The organism is Variovorax sp. UC74_104, assembly GCF_044055375.1.
Taxonomy (GTDB): Bacteria; Pseudomonadota; Gammaproteobacteria; order Burkholderiales; family Burkholderiaceae_C; genus Variovorax.
The window spans coordinates 212199-231448 of sequence record NZ_CP171979.1; the positions used below are offsets into that span (position 1 = coordinate 212199).

A 19250-nucleotide genomic window follows, 5' to 3' on the forward strand; every position below is an offset into this window, starting at 1 on the left:
AATGCGCTGCCGTGTCAGTACCCCCGCGCACCTTCTGATGATTTGTCCCCCTGGGCCTTCTGACTTGTCCGGTGATTCGACTGCAGGATGACGATCCAGCTGCAATTCGTTCGATCTCGGAGACGATTAAAGAAGAGCATTCGCGTGCGGTGGATTTGCCGCTCGCAAAGCTCGTCATGACCAATAGCGAAGTCTCTGAGTTCGCTATTGCCGCAAACCAGATCGCACAGTATTTCTAAGCGTCGAGGCGCACGACAAGTTGGGTGCCCGTGTAGGTCGGCGTGACCTTGAACCCTGGCGCATTGATGGCCGAGAAGCGGCCGGTGAGCGTCCCGCCGCTGATGACCACAAACGTGTCGCCCGCGCTGGGCGCGAAGCCTGGCCTGAAGCTCAGGTTCAGCGTGCCATCCAGGGCCGCCACGCCGGCTACGTTCAGCCGCCCCGCACCGCTGGCGCCGAGGTTCAGCTGCAGCGTCGTGCCGGCCAACTGCGTGTACGCGCCTGCCATGACGACCGTCGACGGCGCATTGCAGACCAAGGTGCCGCCGCCCACATAGACATTGCCCTGGCCGAAGGCCGAGGCCGCATCGGCGCGTAGCGTGCCCGCCACGAGTTGCGTGCCGCCCGAGTAGCTGTTGCTGCCGCCGAGCGCGAGCGTGCCGCTGCCCTTCTTGGTCAGCTTGCCGGCGCCGGAGATGTTGTTGCGCCAGCTGTCCAGCGCATTGAAGCCGCCCAGGCTGGCGTCCATGGTCACGACGACGTCGCCATTGAAGGCGCCATAGCCGTCGGCCGCGTCGAACAGGTTCAGTCGACCCCAGCCTTCGGGGTCGTCCATCACCGGATAGCCCGAAGCGACGGCCGTGGTCTTGAGCACCACGCGGCGCTGCGTTGCGTCGAGGTAGGGAAGGCGCGTTTCGAGGAGGACCTCGGCGCCCTTGGGAACGACGGCCGGCTTCGTGGTGTCGGCCACCTGTTTGAAGCCGAAGGTCAGGCGGCGAAGATAGTCGGCCTTGCTCGCGGCATGGTCCGCGAAGCGGTCGGCGGCGGTGCCCTGCGAATGGGCGAAGTCGTTGAAGGCAGCGGCATCGCTCGCGCCCACCGCGGCCATCAGCACGCCTTGTGCCTGCGCATAGGCCGCGCTCTTGCGCGCGGCATTGGCACCGGTGGCCAGGCTCGCGGTGGCCACGGCCTGCCCGTGCAGGCGTCCACCCACCACGTCCAGCGGCGAATGCATGCCCGCGAGGACGCGGTTCTCGCCGAGCTCGAGGCCGCGCGCCACCATCTCCTGGAAGCGCTGCGGCACGACGTAGGCGGAGGCGATGGAATCGCGCACCGCTTCGGCCGTGTGGCCGCTCACGAAGCCGCCGTCGGTCGCGGGCGTGGGGCTCTTGGCGGGTTCCAGTGCCGGAACCACCTTCACGCTGCTGCTCCAGCGCCAGGGCCGCGCGTACTTGTAGAACCGCTTGGCGGGCTCGGTCGAGCCGTTCTCGCCGATGTTCTTGAGCAGGTCGACCACCGTGCCGAAGCCGGTGTTCGCGGAACCGCCGACGCCGACGTCATTGCCGCCGTCGTTGTAGAGCACCGTGGTGGCGTCCGCTGCGATGCCTGTGATGGTGGTGGCCTGTTGCGTGGCCGCGCGCCAGGCGTTCGTAAGCGGCCCCATGCCGTCGCTGATGCTGTAGCCCTTGCCACGGCGGTCGTCGAGGTAGGCGGCCAGTTCCTGCGCGGGGGTGCGCGCGTTGGTTGCATCGACGACGTACTGGATGTTGCGGTTCAGCACATCGGTATTGAGCATCTTGCCGTCGGTGACGTCACCCGGAATACCGCTCCAGGTGGATGCAACCACCGCCGGGAAACCGCCCTGCGCGGGCGCCGAGACGCCCGCATCCACCAGAAGCGTGCTGGGCTGCCAGAAGTCGAGGAAGCCGGTCAGCACGCGCACGCCGGCGTTGGTCTCCTTGGTTGCGAAGCGCGCATCGCCGCGCTGGTTCGTCGCCACGTTGTCGACGAAAGGCGGGACCGCGACCGCATCGGGCGCGGGCGCCGTGTCGGTGAAGCCCAGGTCTTTCGGCGGGCCGGCCACGACCACGGCGGGCGGATTGGTGGTGGCAGGAGGGATGGAGGTGATCGGGAACGAGATGCCGCTTCCGCCTCCACCGCCACAGGCCGAAAGGCAAAGGGCTGCGACGAGGGAGATGGCGAAGGGACGAACAGACGAAGGAAAGTGCGACATGGAGCAGAGGATGGAAAACGTGAGGCCTCGGAGCAGGTCACCGGCACCTGAACGAGTTCGCGCAATCTATCGGTGCAACAAGTCGTTTTTATTAATAACCAATCTGCTCGACAAGAAAGAACGCCGGCGCTCCCTGGCGGACACCATGGATTCCTTGGAAAAGTGATCGAGAACTACTCATTTCTGATGGCAATTGCATGCCCTGCACGCTCGGCTTGTCGAAGTGCCTTCGCCGATGTTGCGTCGTGCTTTCGGCCTCGGACATCCGATTCGGATTCAGGGAGCGAAGACTTCAGGATGGGTATAGCGCCAGGCACCGATGCAACCGATCAGGCAGACGGTGTGGTTGATCATCGTGCTCTCGCGTCCTTTGCCCGCGAAGGTGATCGCGATGTTCAGGTGCTGCTTGCGCCAGGCCAAGACCCTGCCAGAGAAGCCCGGCCGGTCATGCTCCTCGTCCAGGTCGGGCTGGCCGAGCGCGTCGATGCAATCCTGCGGTGTCGAACTGATGGCGAGGCCCATAGGGAGAGGGCCGGAAAACGGCGCCTTGATCCTGTCGTCCGATCCGGGTGCGAGGAGTTCCACGGACCCGATGATCCAGCCCTCCTCGTCAGGGTAGCCCGACCCCGTCAGTCCGTTCAGTTTCTGCGCCTGGTAGATATCGATGCGCACGGACGCCTTGGGTATCCAGATGATCTCTTCGCTCGAGGAGAAGGCGCCGGGGCCGGAAACCCTCTTGACGCCCAGGGAGCCCAGCACATCGCGAACCTTCTTGCCGTCGAAAGGCTGACCGATCATTGCGACCAGCTGTTCTGATATTTCCTTCACCCTAAAACCTCTTTCTTACGTCGTGGTGGACAGCCTGCAGCATGGCGGCGCGGCATCATAGGGGACGCATGAGAATCGGCCGCTGCATTGAACCTGCGTGGGGATATCTGCGGTCGAACGGCCGCATCTCGATGTTGATCGAAGATGCGAAGCCACGAGTGACAAATGGAACCGCGAACGCCGGAACAAGCACATGGCTCACCATCGAAATGCCTTGCCCCTGTGGCTGTTGCTGTCGGTTGCGCCATGTCATGCCGGGGGTATCGAGGACATGCGCTCTCACGGCTCGGTGCAGGGCCTCTATGAGATCCGTGAACAGGCCCATGCGTTTGTCGCGCAGCAAAATGCGAAGGGCGCCCTGCTCTGGCAGGCCGGCGAGCCGAACGTCAAGGTCTTCGTGCCGCGCTGCGTCGTGGCGCTGCAGACGCGATGGGAGACGATTCGCTGGTCGTCGACGGACGCGCAGGGTGCCGTGGTGCCGCAGAGTCGCCGTGTGATCGCGGTGAGATGTGCGCGCACCGTCGATCCGCCTCAGCAATGGAGCGTCCATGTCCCGGTGACCACGATTGGCCCGAAGCCTCAGGAGAGATAAAGCCGGATCGCAAGAGGACGAAAGAGGAGCATGCGCGCGTGGCGCCTGCGGCTTGTCACGGCGACGCATGCGGAAGAAACGCCCCCCTCGCATCCAGTCTCGAGCAACAGGGATGCCGGAAACTGTCCTTGCGTCGGCAAGAGGGATCGGGCACGCGCGCGCGGCGTGCCTCTCAGCCAGTCAGTTCAACGAGCCTATCGACCAAAAAGGGAAGCCGAATTGCAGAGCTCGCCGGCGCAGTTGCCTGCCGCAAAGAAGATGATCTTGGCTTGACCGCTTGGCATCATGTAGTCCCCGATCAGACCATGGCCCTGCGCTCCCTGTGTGTTGGCCAGTTCGATCCACTTTGCGCTGTTGTCCACCGGATCGAGCGCAGAGAAACTGAACGTCGCCGACTGGCTGCCGTCTTGTACGTAGAGCAAGCCGCCACGGTCCGTGAAGCTGTATGGCGTACGGAATCGGAAGCCACGTGCACCCTGGCCGTTGAACTGGGCCAACAGGTCCGCATCACTGCCTGGAGAAGAAGGAAATTCGTAGACATAGCGCGCGCTGCCAGTGCTGCTCTTCTCGTAGATGGCCACAGTTTCCGTGCCGACCAGGAAGCCAGGTGCCAGATTCAGGTAGCCATTTGCGCCCTGTGCATTGGCCTCTTGGAGAAAGCCGGCGCTGCTCGATTGAGCGGCGGTGAGAGCATAGGAGTAGGTGCTGGAATCTTCCTTTCTGTAGAGCGTGACATTCGCGCCGCCCACCGCGTAGGAGCCGGCCCAGCGGAATCCTCGTGCACCTTGCGCGTCGAGCTGCGACTGGAACGCGCTGCGATTGGCGGGGGTGTCCAACAATTCGTAGACGTAGCTTGCATTCCCATCTTTCACATATGTCTCGGCGGTACTCACGTTCTGCCCGGACACAAAGGCCACAGCCGTGAGGAAGCGGAAGCCCCGCGCGCCTTCGGCATTGAGATGACTGAGGAACGCGTCCTTGTCGGCCGCAGGCGACAGGGCTTCGTACATGTACGTGCGTGCCGCGGGTGCAGGTGCTGGCGCAGGAGATGGAGCGGGCGCGGGTGCCGGAGACGGTGCGGGGGCGCTCCCTGAATCCGGCGGCGGCGCGGAGCCGATGGGCAGTGCAGAGAATCCACCACCTCCGCCACCGCCACCGCAGGCGACGAGGACGGCGGCCGCGACAGCGGTCAGGACTGACTTGAACTTCATATCTTCGAACCTCCTTGAATCGGATTTCTTTTCGGGTGGACGTCGTCAAAGGCAAGGACTGAGTGCCGGCGTTCAGCGCCGCACAGTGCCGGGAGCCATGCGTGTTCGCCTGAGCGGAACGGAACCATCGATGGAATGGAATGCCGCTTTCTCAAGTGCGGCACGCATGAGGTCTTCCTGGCGGCGGAAACGCGATGCATCGCGATGCGCGGCTCGTCGGACGTGCCGACGACTTCCTCTCGGCAGACAAGGCGAAAGCCTCTTGTCGAGAAGAGTTCGGGTTCGCCTTGCCGACGAGCCGGCAAGGGCTCCCCTGTTCCATACCTTGTCCTTTGAGTCGCAACGGTATGGCGACCGCGCATCGGTGTTGCTCACGCAGTCGCCATACCGGCGGATCCTAGGTCAGCTGTCCTGCAGCCCGGGTGCACTTTCATCCACATCCGGTGGAAATCCGGCACCGCCGTCTCGCTTGTGGAGATGCAGCCACGTTCGCGACCAGGGGGCCCTGTCCGGGGGGCTCCAGAGAGCCGCGGCTTCTCGCCCTCGCGCGGATGAGCGAGTCCGGCCGGCGCACGTTGTCAGGCACGCAAGCGCGAACGCTCGCGCATCTACGAACCTGCCACGTAGACCATCACCGGGCTCAGGAACACGGCTTGCAGGCACCACGCCCAGCGCACCCGGATCGCGGATTCCAGCAGCGCGCCGGTGACCCAAAGCCCGGCGAGGGTCAGACCAAGCATCGCCGCATTGATCTGGAACGAGGAGGCATCTGCATGCCACAGGAACGCAAGGATGGCGCCGAGCCAAAGGGTGAGCTGGGCGATGGCCGTCCACTGCTGGACAGGCGTGAGTGCCGGGTCGTAGCGCCTGGCCGTATCCGGCGCCTGCAACGAGATGGGGAACCTCTCGGCGATGTCGGCTGGCTGCCATCCCGGGGGCTTCACCCACACCCGCAGCTTGTCGCTCCACCTGCGCGTATGCCACGCGGTACGTGCCAGCGTGGCGTAGACGTTCAGGAGCGCGCGCAGCGGATTCCAGCTTTCGAGTGGCCTGACCGTGCCGTAGATGCAGGGCTCGCGCTCTTCGGCGAAGGTCCCGAAGAGCTTGTCCCACACCACCAGCAAGGCGCCGTAGTTGCGATCGAGGTACCCTGGGTTGACGGCGTGATGCACGCGATGGTTCGACGGCGAGGAAAAAACATGGTCGAACCAGCCGAGCTTGCCGATGTGTTCGGTGTGCACCCAGTAGCCGTACAGAAGAAGCACCATCGCCGCGATGCCGAAGTTCTTTGGCGGGACGCCGACGATTGCCATCGGCAGGAAGAAGATCCATCCCAGGATCGCGACCGCGCTGCCCTGCCTCAGCGCGATCGAGAGGTTGAAGTCCTGGCTCTGGTGATGCACGGCGTGGGCCGCCCAGAACACCGCGCATTCATGGCCCGCGCGATGCACCCAGTAGTTGCAGAAGTCGAACAGGATCACGGCGGCCAGGAGTCCCGCCCAGCTGTTCCAGAACTCCGGGTTCGACCAGCGCGAAGTGAACGGAAAGACGGCGGCATAGAACCCGATCTGGAAGAACGGCGTGCACACGGCCACCACCTGGCTCAGCAGGCCGTGGCTCAGGTTGCTGATGAAATCGTTGAGCCGGTAGGTGTTGCGCCGCTTGATGCAGCCCCAGGCAAACTCAAACGCGATCAGCACGGCGAAGAAGGGGATGGCATAGATGATCGTGCGGTACATGGTGCCTCCTTGCGACGGGATCAGCGGCCGTCGGGAGTGGCCGGCGCTGCCTTCCCCGCGGGTCGATAGGTCGAAGCCAGGGTGTGCCGGATCAGGGGTGCGAGAAGTCGCGTGAACCAGCGGCTGCGGTGGCGCACGGCGATCCAGATGTCCTCGTGCTGGGCGCCGAACTTGCGCTTCATGCCGTGGTTGGTCGATCCCAGGTCGACACTGGTGCAGCCGTTGCTCGCGGCGTACTCGATCGAACGCGCGACGATCTGGTACCAGAGCTGGAGCTCCCTTGAGACTTCGTAGTCCATGCCGATCACGAGGCACTTGAGCTTCGCGCGCTGGTGCAGCAAGAGGCCGAACCCCACCGTCCTCTCGCCCTGTGAGATGGTGAGCATCCGCGCGGCGTCGAGCCGCCCGAGCGCCGCGAAGAGTCGGTACGGCAACGCGGGCGTGCGTGCCTCGGCGGCACGCGCATTCACGGCCAGGTAAAGAGCGTAGGCCGTATCGACCAGATGGTTGAAGTTCCGATGTACCTCGACCTTCAGGCCCGCCGCGTCGCCTTGTGCCATCACCTGCCGCAGATTCCTGCGCTTCTTCGACGGCAGCGAGTCCAGGAAGTCCTGCATGTCCCCGTCCGCAGGCAGCGCAAGGCGGCTGCGGTCGTAGCACATGTGCGCGATGAAGCCCGCATCGGAGATCGAGCGCATCGGTCCCGCGTCGGACTCCGGCGAGAACTCCTTGAGCACGAGGATGTCGCAGCGGATGGCCGTTTTCACGTACGCCTCGAATCCGGCGAGGAACGCGGCGAAGTCGACCGCCTCGGCGTCGAACCAGAAAGCCTTCCCCGCGGCCACGGTGCCGCCCAGCACCAACACGCGCAGAGGGACGAAGCGCATCACGCGCATCTCGGCAACCGAGCAGCAGGCGAGCGCCCTTACCTGTCCCGCGGAGTCGGTGGCCTGCACGAAGTGGTAGGCGACCTCGGGGTCGGCGTCGGCCAGCAGGCCGAGGAATCTGAGATCCAGCGAAAGCTCCTTGTCGGCGATCCGCTCATTCCATCGCGCGCGAAAAGCCTCATCCAGGGGATCGGCCGGACGAAAGGTCAGCTGCATGGCAGTTCGGGCTGCGGTCTTCTGACCATCAGGTTGATCGTGTAGGGGCCGACGCTGTTGAATCGCGAGGCGCCGAAACGGTGCTCGCCGATCTTCTCGAAGCGGAAATTGGAGAAGACGCGCTGGTCGTTCGTCTCGGGGCTGCTGCTTTCCAGCCGGTATATGAGGCCGAAGCGATCCGCCAGCAGGCGAAACGGCTCAAACATGCGCCGCGAGACGCGCTGTCCCTGGTGGGCCGGGCGCACGCATCCCATCTGCGCGTAGATGAAGCGCTGCGCAAGACCCTGCTCGCCCAGCGTCTGCAGCGATGCGTGCACCAGCGCATTCGCGGCACCCGCGGCGGCCAACGCGCGCAACGGCCCGTAGCTGCGCAGCGCGGCCGCAGCGCCGAACGCCGCCAGGTGCCACCAGGGTTCGGAGCGCGGCACCGCCGGCGGGAGCCCCCAGAGCGATGCGCCTCTGATCTCGCGTCCCTGCGGGGTCTGTGCGGACTCGATCAGCACCAGCCCTCCTTCGAAAGCCGCGGCCATGCACAGGTAGTCGATCACGCGCGCGATCTTTTCCTGGGCCCGCCGGAGATCGCCGCAGCGCACTCTCGCCACCTCCGAAGGAGGCAGCCAGGCCAGCCAGCCCTTGTCCTGGTTGTGCACGAAGGCATGCGCCATCAACTGCGCAGCCAGGCTCACCTGCTGCCTGGTGCGCGCGATCTCGACGCGGGGCTGGCGCGGCAGCTCGGCATCCGCCATGTTCAGCCCCGCGATCAGTTCGTGCAGTCCCTGCAACAGGGCCGGCTCCACGTTGAGTGCGCGCAGGGGACGTGATGTCGACGGCATGGCAGACCCGCTCGTACCGTTGCTCATCCCGCTGCTCATCCCGCCGCTCTGGCCGGCAGCGGCGTTGCGGCAAGCGGCTGGAAGAGGCGCCCGCGTTCGGCCATGAGCACCATCGCCAGGGCCGCACAGCCGCAGGCGATCGACCCCAGCGTCATCGGGACCGCGGTGCCGTCGAAACGCTGCCCGATGAAGATGCCGATCAGCGCACCGCCGACGTTGATCACCAGGCTCTGGACCGCGGAGGCCGTCCCCGCGATGTGCGCGAGGCGTGCCATGGCGAGCGAACCGAAGTTCGCGAGCATCAGGCCGAAGCAGAACATCAGCGTGGATTGCAACGCCGTGAAGATCCAGGGTCGCTCCATGCCCGACCATGCGACGGCACCATGGATGCATGCGACGAGCAGGTAGCCCATCAACGCCAGGTGGGACGTGCGCCGGGCGCCCAAGCGGCCGACCACGCGTCCGTTGAGCAGCGCCGCCAGTGCGACGCAGGTCGCAACCGTGCCGAAGACCATGGGGAAGACCTCGGGCGCGCGGAACACGTTGGCGAACAACTGCTGGCCCGACGTGACGATGCCGAACAGCGCCCCCACGAGTGCCGTGGACGCCAGCGTGTAGCCCAGCGAATCGCGCTGGCGCAGCACGCAGCCGATGGCCCGCGCCACCGTGCGCGGCGACAGCGGCATCCGGCGCTCCGGCGGGAGCGTCTCGGGCAGGCGCAGCGCTACCCACGGCAGCAGTGCCGCGCCGAAGAGCGCGATCGCGGCGAACACCCATTGCCACGACGACACGGCCAGGATCGCGTGGCCCAGCGAGGGCGCGAAGATCGGGACCCCCAGAAAAAGCATGAACGCGAGCGACATCACGCGCACCATCTCCTCGCCGGAATGACGGTCGCGGATGATCGACAGCGCGAGCACGCTCACGCCACCGCCGCATCCCTGCAGCACGCGCAGGGCCACCGCGGTGCCGAAGTCCGTTGCCAGCACGCTCAGCCCTGCGAAAGCCGCGTACAGCGACAGGCCCAGGAGCATGAGCGGCTTGCGCCCGTAGTGGTCCGACAGCGTGCCGTAGACCAGTTGGGAGACGCCGAAGCCGATCAGGTAGGCGGTGATCAGCCACTGCCGGCGGTTGTCCTCGCCGGCATTCACCGCTGCGCCGACCTCGGCCAGCGCCGGCAGCAGCGTGTCGACGGCCACCGCGTTGACCGACATGACCGCCGCGGCCAGCACGATGAACTCCCTGGCGCCGGGCATGGCGAAGACGGGTCTCATCATGCGGCGACAACGGTGATTGAGGACACAGCCCCGCCTGCCGCGAATCCGACGGAGCCCGGCTGCCGCGCCGCGTGCACATACTGCGCCTCGACGAGGTCCGCGCGGCGCGAGAGAAAGCGGCGCGGGTTGATCGTGCCCTTGTCGGTCAGCTCGCCGAAGGCCGCGCTCGGCGGCTCGACCAGCACGCAGGCCCGCGCGAGCGATTCGCTCGATCCGGTGTGAACGGCGTTGTAGGCGGCTACGGCTTCCTCGAGAAAGCCCACGAGCGCCGCCCTGCCCTCGCCCTGGCTGCCTGCTTCGTCGGCCGCGTCAGCGAAATCCCGTTGCACGAGTTCGGCGTTCAGCCAGAGGAAGACCACCAGCCGCAGCCGGCCGGAGCCGGCCACCACCACGTCCTGCACGAGCGGGCCGGTGTGCGAGAGCAACTGGGCCTTGATGCGTCCCGGCACCACCCAGATGCCGCTGCCGAGCTTGAATTCGTCGCTTGAACGCCCTTCGTAGCGCAGCCCCGCGTCGGGGTTGGCGGGGTCGACGAAGGAGACCAGGTCGCCGGTGCGGAAGAACCCCTCCTCGTCGAACGCGGCGCGTGTGCGTTCGTCGTCGTCGAGGTAGCCGGGGGTGACGTTGGGCCCCTTCACCGCCACGGCGTACAGGCCCCGGCGCGGCGACAGCCGCAGGCACATGCCCGGCAGCGGCAGGCCGATCTCACCGGTGCCCGTCGTCTCGAAATGCGTGATGGCCGAAGTCGATGTGGTCTCCGTGAGTCCCCACCCGCTGGCCCAGCGCGCGGCGTGCCCGGTGGTCCGGCGGCACACCGCGTCCATGCGCCGCCAGAGCTCGGCGGGTAGCGGCGCACCGCCGTACACCAGAAGGTCGAGCCGGCGGAAGAAAGCCTCGGCGAACGACGCGTCGTCTTCGAGATGCGGCAGCAGCGCCGCATAGCCCAGGGGCACGTTGGTGTACCAGGTGGGCGACACCTCGCGCAGGTTGCGGATGCTGTGCCCGATGTCCTTGAGTGTCGGCCTGCCCTGGTCGATGAAGAGCGTGCCGCCGTTGCGCAGCGTCATGTTGAAGCTGTTGTTGCCGCCCGAGGTGTGGTTCCACGGCAGCCAGTCGCACAGCACGGGCGGGCCGTCCTCGAGAAACTGCCACAGCTGGGCCATCTGCTGCTGTTGCGCGCAGAGCATGCGCTGCGTGTGGATCACGATCTTGGGCAGCCCAGTCGAGCCGGAGGTCAGCAGAAGCTTCGCGGGAGTGTCGGCGTCGATCTGCGCCCTGCGTGCGCGAAGGCGATCGGCTGCCGTGGCGTCGGTATCGTGCGCGCCGTTGCCGGCGAGCATGTCCGCGGACAGCCAGCGGCACGCAGCGGCTTCGCCGAGCGCAGGGCGCGAGGCACTCGCGTCCGCCATGTACGCCAGGCCGGGCCGCACGCGCTGGGCGACGCTCTCGATGCGCGCGAGTCCCTGCGCGCTTTGCAGGTGGACGGGCGACACGGGAAGCACGATCACGCCGACGGACATCGCGGCGAGCGACAGCAGCGCATGCGTGATCGAGTTCGCGTCGATGAGCAGCAACGTGTCGCCGGCGCAAGCGCCCTGCTGCAGCAGCACCTGCGCAATGGCTTGCACACGCTCGCGCGCGGCGGCATAGCCCAAGCGGTGCCAGGCCTCGTCCGGCCCTTCGCGTTGCGCTAGGAACACCCGTTCGGGCGCATTGCGTGCCCATGCATCGAGGTGCTCCAGAAGCGTGTGCGGGTAAGGCTGCAGTGGCTGCCGGGTTGCATAGAACACGTCGCCCCCGCGGTGCGTCATCACCGCTGCGGCAGGCGCGAGACGTGGCGAATTCATGATTCCATTCCTCCTCGATCGGAACGGTCCGATGTCGATCAGCGCGCGTTTTTACGTCAAAGCAATTGCGTTGGGTGCGTCGTGAATACTTTCCTCCGCTACGCCATCGGGCGTATGGCTGCACGCCTTTCGTGACAACACCATGACGGCCTGTTCGTCGAGGAGTCACATGCTCATTGCGCAGTTGTCCGATCCGCACATCCGTCCTGAAGGCGTGCTCTACCAGGGCGTCGCGGATTCGAATCGCATGTTCAGCGAAGCGCTGGCGCACGTGCATGCACTGGATCGGTGCCCCGATCTGCTGCTGATCACCGGCGACCTGGTCGACGAAGGCCGGCCCGACGAGTACGCGATGGTGCGCGAGCTGCTTGCGGCAGCGCGCATTCCATTCCTGGTGATTCCGGGCAATCACGACCACCGCGACAACTTCCGCGCGGCCTTCGCCGACCAGTCCTACCTTCCCAGGGAAGGGCCGCTGCACTGGTGCGTCGACGACCATCCCGTGCGCTTCATCGGGCTCGACTCGTGCCCCACGGGAAAGCACTACGGCCACATCGATGCCCAGGGGCTTGCATGGCTCGCACGCACGCTGGCGCAGGACACGACCAGGCCCACGGTGCTGATGCTCCATCACCCGCCCTTCATGAGTGGCATTCCCTATATGGACATGTACCGGTACATGGAGGTGCAGCATCTCGAGGACGTGGTGCGTGCCGCGCCCAACGTCGAACTCGTGCTGTGCGGTCACGTGCATCGCACCATGTTGCGCCGCTGGGCCGGAACCGTCGTGTGTACCTGCCCGAGCACGACCACCGAGATCGATCTGCAGCTCGACCCCCAGGCACCGCCGCAGTCCCACATCGGCCCGCGCGGCTGCATGCTGCACCTGTGGGACAAGGCGCACGGCATGGTCAGCCACGTGAGCCACATCGGTGCCTTCGAAGGCCCCTACGGGTTCGCCTGATCGCTCGAAGACATGGACCACCGGAGCCTGCAGACAGTGAACTACCCGGATTTCGTCACCGTCAACGCCGCTGCGTTTCTGCGCAGCCGCAACATCGGCTTCGAGCTGCTCGCCACGCTGGCGCGCGAACAGGGCTTCAACGATGCGCAAGTGCTGCTCACGAGTTCGCCGGTGCACGGCATCGCCACCGCCACGAGCGACATCGACCTCATCTGCGTGACGCCGCAGCCCGTGAGCCGGGGCCAGATGGCCACGCAGATCCACCGCGATGGCCAGCATTGCGAGATCCTGCCGATCGGCGCGCAGGACCTGGAGCGGGCCTTCGCCGATCTTGCGCTGCTGTCCCGGCGCGCCCTGCCGCGGCGGCTCGCGGACTACCAGCGCTGGGACGCATCCCACGCCGTGCGCAAGAAGTACCTGGAGCGCATCGTCTATGCCGTTGCCACCGACGGCCACGCACACCATCTCGGGCACCTGCCGGCATTGGTGCCGGTCGCTGCCGCGCAGGAGTACGACGCCTTCCACCAGAGCCGGGTGTGCGCGATGCTGGCCGGGCGCGCCGGCGAGCCCGAAGCGGCGCGCGGCTACCTGATCAATGCCTGCCTCTTTGCGATGGCAGCCGCGCTGTCGCTCGGCGGCTGGGTGTTGTCGAACAAGAAATGGACGCTGCGCCGCTGGCACGAGGCGGCGACATCGCGCAGGGGGCTGCTCGACTCGATGCTGCAGGACCGGCTCACGGCCCTGTGGTCGGCGGTCTGCGAATTCGCGCCCGCCGCCACCGCGCTGGAGATCGCTGCGCTGGACGAGATCGCGGCACGGCTCGCCGTGCTGATGGACGCGCCTTCGCTGGCCGACGCCTTGCCCCACACGGCGGCTTCCTGCACACAGGCCGCGCTCGACAAGCGCTCGGCCTTCCTGATCGGCGATGACGGTCGTGCCCGGCTCGCCACGACTGCTGAGATGCAGGCGCCCCCGCCCGAGTTCGCAGGTCTCGCCACCCTCACCAGCACACAGGCGGCCTCGCTGCTGCGCGGCGCACGCAGCGGTGCGCTGAGCTTCTCGCTCACGGCCATCGATTCCCGCGCGGAAGACGAAGACAAGGAAGACACCCATGCCCTCGCCGACTGAGCCGCGGTTTTCTTCGTCCGCCCGGACCGTGCGCTGGTTCCCGCGCATCAACGCGGGCTACCGCTTCGATGCGGGCGAGCATGTCACCTCGACCATCAGCGCCGCCTGGCTGCTCATGACGGAGTTGCGCGCTTACATCGAGGACCTGGCGGGTGCGCGCGACATCCCGGACGCGGCAGCACTCGTCAAGATCAAGATCGCCGAACTGCTGCTGCAGGTGGACGCGGTGCTCGGCCGCGCGGTGGTGCCCCCGGAAATGCATCGCCTGCCGCTGCTCATGGCCTACGGCCTGGGCGACGTGGCGGCCATCGACGGTCCCGCCGCGACCCGCCTGCTCGGCCTGGACGTGCCCACCGACGGCGCGGAAGTCGACCGACTCATCGGCGTGCTCGAGGAACTGCTCGCGGCCTTCCCGAGCGACCTCGTCGATGCGCTGCAACCCGAGAACCAGGGCCACGTGCTGCGCTTCCTGCGTTCTGCCAACAAGGCTTGTGAGCGCGTGGGCTGCGATGCCGGCTTCCTCGCGCCGCTGATGACCTCGCTATGAACGACGACAGACCGACCGGGCGCAAGAACGCCTTCGCGGACCGCTACGGCAGCGTCTTCGGCCGCCAGCAGGGGCTGATGCTCAAGATGGCCGGGCTCGCGAGCTCCGAGTGCAGCGCGAGCGGCCCCTGGATCGAGGACAGTGCGGGTGCGCGCTGGCTCGACTTCGGATCGTTCGGCGTCCACCTGCTCGGCCATGCCCATCCACAGGTGGTGCAGGCCCTGACCGCGCAAGCGGCGCGCATGGGGCTTTCGTCGAAGATCCTCGCCAACGAGCCGATCGTGGCGGCGGCCGAGCGGCTGCTCGCGCTGGGCGGCCAGCCGCTGGACAGCCTCATCCTGGCCAACACCGGCTCGGAGGCGGTCGAGGCCGCGCTCAAGCTCGCGCGCATCGCCACCGGCCGGCGGCGCATCCTGGCGTTTCGCCATGCCTACCATGGGCGCACGCCCGGCGCACTGAGCGTGAGCCACGGCTACGAGCGGCACGGCGCCTTGCTGACCGACGGGCAGTCGAGCTTCGTCGACGTCGGCGACCTTGGGGCCGTCGAGGCGGCCCTGGCCACCGGCACGTACGCGGCCGCGATCATCGAGCCGGTGCAGGGGGAAGGCGGCATCCGCCCGGTGGCACCGGCCTTCCTGCAGGCGCTGCGCGACCTAACGCGCGCACATGGCGTGCGGTTCGTCCTCGACGAGATCCAGACCGGGCTCGGCCGTACCGGGCAGCTGGTGTGTCCCGTCGCACCCGACATCCGCCTGCTCGGCAAGGTCCTCGGTGGGGGCATGTTCCCCGTGGCCGCGGCGCTGTTCGATTCGGCGCAGTTCGGTTCCGCCGCGCGCGACCCGGTGGTGCACGCCTCGTCCTTCGCGGGCAGCCCCTTGGCGGGCGCCGTGGTGAATGCCGTGCTCGACGTGGTCACCGAGCCGTCCTTCGCGCCCCGGGTGGCCAGGCTCGGCGAGCACTGCCGCGAACTCATCGCCGCGCGCATCGGCCAGCACCCGGGCGTGGCGCAGGTGCGCGGCGAGGGTTTCATGATCGGCGTCGAGTTCAGGGACATGAGCGACGCCGGCCAGATGATCATCGAGGCGGCCAAGCGCAAGCTGCTGATCGCCTTCTGCCTCACGGCACCGAACGTCGTGCGCGTGTACCCGCCGGCGGTCATCGACGAAGCCACGCTGATGGACGGCATCGGGCGCTTCTGCGCCAGCGTGGCCGCCCTGCCCTCCCGCGACCCCTTGCCCTCGAAGGAGCCTCTCGCCAATGCCTGACGTCAACTCATCGCTCGCCATGGGCCCGATGGACCGTGAACTTCTCTGGCGCACGCTGTGCGACTTCGAGCGCTACCCGGATTTCATGCAGGACGTGCTGGAGGTGCGCGTGGAGCGGCGCTCCGCCACCGAGATCCTCAGCCACTGGCGCGTGCTGCTCAACGGCAGCGAGCTGTCGTGGACAGAGCGCGACCTGCTCACCGATGACCACCGCATCGTGTTCGAACAGACCGACGGCGACCTCGAGGTGTGGCAGGGCGAGTGGCGCGTGCTGGACGCCGGCGACGGCAGCCTCAGCGTGGAGCTCGACGTGAGCTTCGACCTCGGCATACCGTCGCTGGCCGAGGTGCTGCATCCGATCGGCGAACGCGCCATCCGCGCCAACAGCCGCCAGATGCTGGAGGGCATCCGCACGCGCATGGCCGCCGCAGACGGCGTGCTGGTCGGCTCATGAAGGTGCTGCTCAGCGGCGCGAGCGGCACCGTCGGCATGCCGCTCGTGGCCGCCCTGCTGGCGCACGATGCCGACTTGCGCCTGACCTGCGTGCTGCGCTCGGAGAAGGCGCGCGTTGCGCTGGCGCAGACCTTGGCGCCCGCGCAGCGAGAGCGTGTCGACTTCATCGAGGCCGACCTGTCGGACGACGCCAGCGTCGACATGGCGGCGCGACTGCTGGCCATGGAGCACGTGCCCACGGTCGGCGTGCACCTGGCGGCCGACGTGTCCTGGGACAAGAGCTGCGAGGAGATGCAGCAGCTCAACGTACAGGGCACGCGGAATTTCGTGCGGCTGCTGCTGGCGGCATCGGCGCGCGCGCACATGGTCTACGTCTCGACCGCCTACACGCGGACGCACGACTGGGACTATCGCAACGGCTACGAGGAAAGCAAGGCGATGGCCGAACGCAGCCTGCGCGAGGAGTTCGGCGCGCGGCTGCCGATCTCCACGTTCAGCTGCAGCTTGGTGGTCGGCGACAGCCGCACGGGGGAGATCGCGCGTTTCAACGGGCTCTACCCGCTGATCAAGTTCCTCGCGGCCTTCAACCCGCCCTTTCTCGTCGGCAACAAGGACGGCTTGCTCGACATCGTGCCCGTGGACTGGGTGGTGGCCGAACTGCACGCGATGGTGCTGCGGTGCGCGGCCAGCGACACGCCGTGCGAGTGCGTGGCCTCGGCGGGACCGCATCGCGTGCGCTACGAGACCGCGGTGCGGCTCATCGAGGAACGCATCGCGCTCGCTCGACGCAGCCACGGGCTTGCCGAGCTCGCGCCGGTGCCCATCCTGCGCGACCGGCAATGGGGCTTCCTGAAGCGTGCCCTGGCCGCGTGGCAGCCGCCGGGCATCTCGCGCTCCGATTTCCGCTATTTCGAACGGCTGCTGCGCGTGTACGGCACCTATGCAAGCAGCGATCGTGTGCGCCCGCCGCTGCACGTGAGTTCACCCTCGCCCGACCCGCTGGCCTTCCTGCCGGGCGTGGTCGACCACTGGATCGCATGCCACCCGCGCACGGTGAGGCGGCAGGCTTCGACGGCGTCGTCCGCCCCGGCGGCGCAGGAGCAGCCCGCATGACCGCGACCGGCATGAGCACTACCCTCGGTGGGCAGCCGATGCGCCTGCCCTTCGGCCCGCAGACGCTGCAGGCGCTTGCCACGCTGCGGCCCTGGAACTGCGCAGCGCAGATCCTCACGCAGTGGCTGGTGTGCGCCATCGTCATCGTGCTGGCACAGTGGCTGAAGCAATGGCCCGTGACCATTGCCGCGATGCTGGTCATTGCCACGCGCCAGCATGCGATGCTGGTGCTGATGCACGATGCGGCCCACTGCCTGCTCGCGCGCAACCGCCGCATCAACGACCTCGTCGGCAACCTGATGCTGGCCTTCCCACTGACCCTGAGCGTGGCGCGCTACCGCGCCCATCATTTCAGGCACCACCGCTACCTCAACGGCGAGGGCGATCCCGACGTCGCCGACTCCGTGATCCCGGCGACACGCGGGCGCTTCCTCGTGCTGCTGCTGCGCGACGCTTCGGGCCTCACGACCCTGGCGACCCTTCGTTCGGCGAACAGCTTCGGCATGCTGGGCCTGTTCTCCCGTACGTCCCCGGGCAGCCGGTTCGACCGCATCCTCGCGGTGGCCTTCGTCGTGGCGGTGGCGGGGCTGGTGGCCGGCTTCGGCGTGTGGCGCGAATTCGTCCTCTACTGGCTGCTGCCGATCCTGCTTTTCATGCCCGCGATCCTGCGCGTGCGCGGCATCGCGGAACACGGAGGGCGACTCGGCAACCCCGCGAACACGGCCGCGCGCAGTCTGCGCGTGGGATGGATCGAGCGCTTTCTCTGGGCGCCCTGCCACATCAACCGCCACTGGGAACACCACAGCTGTCCTGCCGTGCCCAGCTACAACCTGCCCGCGCTGTCGCGCCTGCTCGCGGCCGGCGACGCGCAGTGCGCGGCGGCAAACCCGACGATGGGCTACTTCATCGGATCGCGCTCGCTGATCCACGAGCTCTACCCGGCCGTCCAGGCGAAACCCGCGCCCGCCGGCGCGACGGAGAAAGGCATGCATGGTCCTCACGGGAAGTGAAATCCGCCGCATGCGGGAGGCCGGCTCGATCGTCATCGAGCCCTTCGACGAGCGCCAGATCGAGCAGAACTCGTACGGCTGCTGCCTGGGCGCGGAGATCCTCGAGTACAGCTCCGACCAGATCGATCCGCATCTCGGCCTGCAGGTGGTTCGCCACGTTATCCCCGAGGAGGGACTGGTGCTGCAGCCCGGGCGCTTCTACCTCGGCCAGACGGCGGAGCGCATCGGCGGCGTGCACTTCGCCAGCGAGCTCTACGCCAATCTCTCGACGGCCCTGTGCGGCATGTTCATCCAGACCAGCGCGCCCCTTGGTCATACGGGCGCGGTGATCTGCTGGACGCTGGAGATCGTCGTCACGCAACCGCTGCGCGTCTATGCCGGCGCGCGCATCGGCAAGGTTTGCTTCTGGACCAACCTCGGCGGGGAACTGAGCTATCAGGGCCGCTACGTGGGCTCGGAAGGTGTTGTTCCCTCGCGAATCATCATGGACTCCAAATGATCCTCACAGGCACCGAAATCTCCCAGCGCGTTCACAGCGGCGACATCACCATCGCGCCGTTCCTTGCGAAGAACGTCAATCCCAACAGCTACAACTTCAGGCTGGCTCCCCGCATGAAGGTGTATCAGGAGGGGGTGATCGACATCAAGGAGGAAAAGCCCACCGAGGACATCCACATCGGGCCCGAGGGCTTCGTGCTGGAGCCGATGCGGCTGTACCTGGCGACGACGATGGAGACCATGGGCAGCACGAAGTTCGTGCCGACCTATGCGGCGCGTTCGTCGATCGCGCGGCTGGGCATGTTCATCAACCTCTCGGCCTCGCTCGGCGACATCGGCTTCGTGGGCAAGTGGACCATCCAGCTGCTGGCCATCAACCGCATCCGCGTCTATGCCGGCATGGACATCGGGCAGATGATGTTCTGGAAGGTGCAGGGCGACATCGACCTCTACGACGGCAAGTACCAGGGGGCGACCGAGGCCTACGCTTCGCGCATCTTCATGGACTACCAGAAGAAGGCCATGCCGGCACCGATCGCGGCGCCCTCCGTCGTGCATCCGCTCGAGGTCGTCGACGCCCGCGCCGCCGAGCTGGACGACGCCTGAGAG

Annotated in this window: 18 protein-coding genes; 10 read left to right on the forward strand and 8 right to left on the reverse strand. The window is 67.0% G+C overall.

The genetic code is table 11. From position 1 onward, the window contains the following. Positions 1-235: 235 nt before the first annotated feature. Both ACHMXA_RS31590 and ACHMXA_RS31595 read right to left on the reverse strand, forming a co-directional pair. Positions 236-2233 carry a phosphatase PAP2 family protein gene (locus tag ACHMXA_RS31590; RefSeq protein ID WP_395322294.1) on the reverse strand — a complete coding sequence of 666 codons (1998 nt, stop codon included), beginning with the start codon at positions 2231-2233 and terminating at the stop codon, positions 236-238. Positions 2234-2509: 276 nt separating this feature from the next. Then, positions 2510-3031, reverse strand: coding sequence for a hypothetical protein (locus ACHMXA_RS31595; protein ID WP_395322296.1), 522 nt, complete (start codon positions 3029-3031; stop codon positions 2510-2512). Positions 3032-3254: 223 nt separating this feature from the next. Here ACHMXA_RS31595 and ACHMXA_RS31600 point away from each other — a divergent pair, with 223 nt between their 5' ends. Further along, positions 3255-3653 (forward strand): hypothetical protein, encoded by a 399-nt coding sequence (locus ACHMXA_RS31600; protein ID WP_395322298.1) that lies wholly within the window; start codon positions 3255-3257, stop codon positions 3651-3653. A 194-nt stretch (positions 3654-3847) separates the two neighbouring features. Here the strand turns inward: ACHMXA_RS31600 and ACHMXA_RS31605 are convergent, their stop codons facing one another. The 6 genes from ACHMXA_RS31605 to ACHMXA_RS31630 all read right to left on the reverse strand — a co-directional run bounded on the left by ACHMXA_RS31605 (position 3848) and on the right by ACHMXA_RS31630 (position 11663). Continuing rightward, positions 3848-4663 carry a hypothetical protein gene (locus tag ACHMXA_RS31605; RefSeq protein ID WP_395322300.1) on the reverse strand — a complete coding sequence of 272 codons (816 nt, stop codon included), beginning with the start codon at positions 4661-4663 and terminating at the stop codon, positions 3848-3850. A gap of 809 nt (positions 4664-5472) precedes the next feature. Then, a complete protein-coding gene (locus ACHMXA_RS31610) occupies positions 5473-6603 on the reverse strand; it encodes a sterol desaturase family protein (RefSeq protein WP_395322302.1) in 1131 nt (376 codons plus the stop codon). A 20-nt stretch (positions 6604-6623) separates the two neighbouring features. Further along, positions 6624-7706, reverse strand: a complete 1083-nt coding sequence (locus tag ACHMXA_RS31615; protein WP_395322304.1) for a GNAT family N-acetyltransferase — start codon at positions 7704-7706, stop codon at positions 6624-6626. Then, complete coding sequence (locus ACHMXA_RS31620) at positions 7697-8539, reverse strand: hypothetical protein (protein ID WP_395322306.1); 843 nt, start codon at positions 8537-8539, stop codon at positions 7697-7699. The genes ACHMXA_RS31615 and ACHMXA_RS31620 overlap by 10 nt, the downstream gene beginning before the upstream one ends. Positions 8540-8574: 35 nt before the next feature. Next, a complete protein-coding gene (locus tag ACHMXA_RS31625; RefSeq protein ID WP_395322307.1) occupies positions 8575-9813 on the reverse strand; it encodes a multidrug effflux MFS transporter in 1239 nt (412 codons plus the stop codon). Continuing rightward, positions 9813-11663 carry an AMP-binding protein gene (locus ACHMXA_RS31630; protein ID WP_395322309.1) on the reverse strand — a complete coding sequence of 617 codons (1851 nt, stop codon included), beginning with the start codon at positions 11661-11663 and terminating at the stop codon, positions 9813-9815. The genes ACHMXA_RS31625 and ACHMXA_RS31630 overlap by 1 nt, the downstream gene beginning before the upstream one ends. 142 nt (positions 11664-11805) lie before the next feature. Here ACHMXA_RS31630 and ACHMXA_RS31635 point away from each other — a divergent pair, with 142 nt between their 5' ends. The 9 genes from ACHMXA_RS31635 to ACHMXA_RS31675 are packed head-to-tail and all read left to right on the forward strand — an operon-like array spanning position 11806 to position 19247. Next, positions 11806-12627, forward strand: coding sequence for a phosphodiesterase (locus ACHMXA_RS31635; RefSeq protein WP_395322311.1), 822 nt, complete (start codon positions 11806-11808; stop codon positions 12625-12627). Between the two features lie 12 nt (positions 12628-12639). Next, positions 12640-13755: a DUF6001 family protein gene (locus ACHMXA_RS31640; RefSeq protein WP_395322313.1), complete on the forward strand. Its 1116-nt coding sequence runs from the start codon at positions 12640-12642 to the stop codon at positions 13753-13755. Further along, positions 13739-14302 (forward strand): DUF6031 family protein, encoded by a 564-nt coding sequence (locus ACHMXA_RS31645; RefSeq protein WP_176668829.1) that lies wholly within the window; start codon positions 13739-13741, stop codon positions 14300-14302. Before ACHMXA_RS31640 ends, ACHMXA_RS31645 begins: the two co-directional genes overlap by 17 nt. Next, positions 14299-15567, forward strand: a complete 1269-nt coding sequence (locus tag ACHMXA_RS31650) for an aspartate aminotransferase family protein (protein ID WP_395322316.1) — start codon at positions 14299-14301, stop codon at positions 15565-15567. The genes ACHMXA_RS31645 and ACHMXA_RS31650 overlap by 4 nt, the downstream gene beginning before the upstream one ends. Then, a complete protein-coding gene (locus ACHMXA_RS31655; RefSeq protein WP_176668827.1) occupies positions 15560-16021 on the forward strand; it encodes an aromatase/cyclase in 462 nt (153 codons plus the stop codon). Before ACHMXA_RS31650 ends, ACHMXA_RS31655 begins: the two co-directional genes overlap by 8 nt. Then, a complete protein-coding gene (locus ACHMXA_RS31660; RefSeq protein WP_395322318.1) occupies positions 16018-17133 on the forward strand; it encodes an SDR family oxidoreductase in 1116 nt (371 codons plus the stop codon). Before ACHMXA_RS31655 ends, ACHMXA_RS31660 begins: the two co-directional genes overlap by 4 nt. After that, positions 17130-18143, forward strand: coding sequence for a fatty acid desaturase family protein (locus ACHMXA_RS31665; RefSeq protein WP_395322320.1), 1014 nt, complete (start codon positions 17130-17132; stop codon positions 18141-18143). The genes ACHMXA_RS31660 and ACHMXA_RS31665 overlap by 4 nt, the downstream gene beginning before the upstream one ends. Continuing rightward, positions 18124-18642 (forward strand): deoxycytidine triphosphate deaminase, encoded by a 519-nt coding sequence (locus tag ACHMXA_RS31670; RefSeq protein WP_126472178.1) that lies wholly within the window; start codon positions 18124-18126, stop codon positions 18640-18642. The genes ACHMXA_RS31665 and ACHMXA_RS31670 overlap by 20 nt, the downstream gene beginning before the upstream one ends. After that, a complete protein-coding gene (locus ACHMXA_RS31675; RefSeq protein WP_176668824.1) occupies positions 18639-19247 on the forward strand; it encodes a dCTP deaminase in 609 nt (202 codons plus the stop codon). Before ACHMXA_RS31670 ends, ACHMXA_RS31675 begins: the two co-directional genes overlap by 4 nt. The last annotated feature ends 3 nt before the right edge of the window (positions 19248-19250 follow it).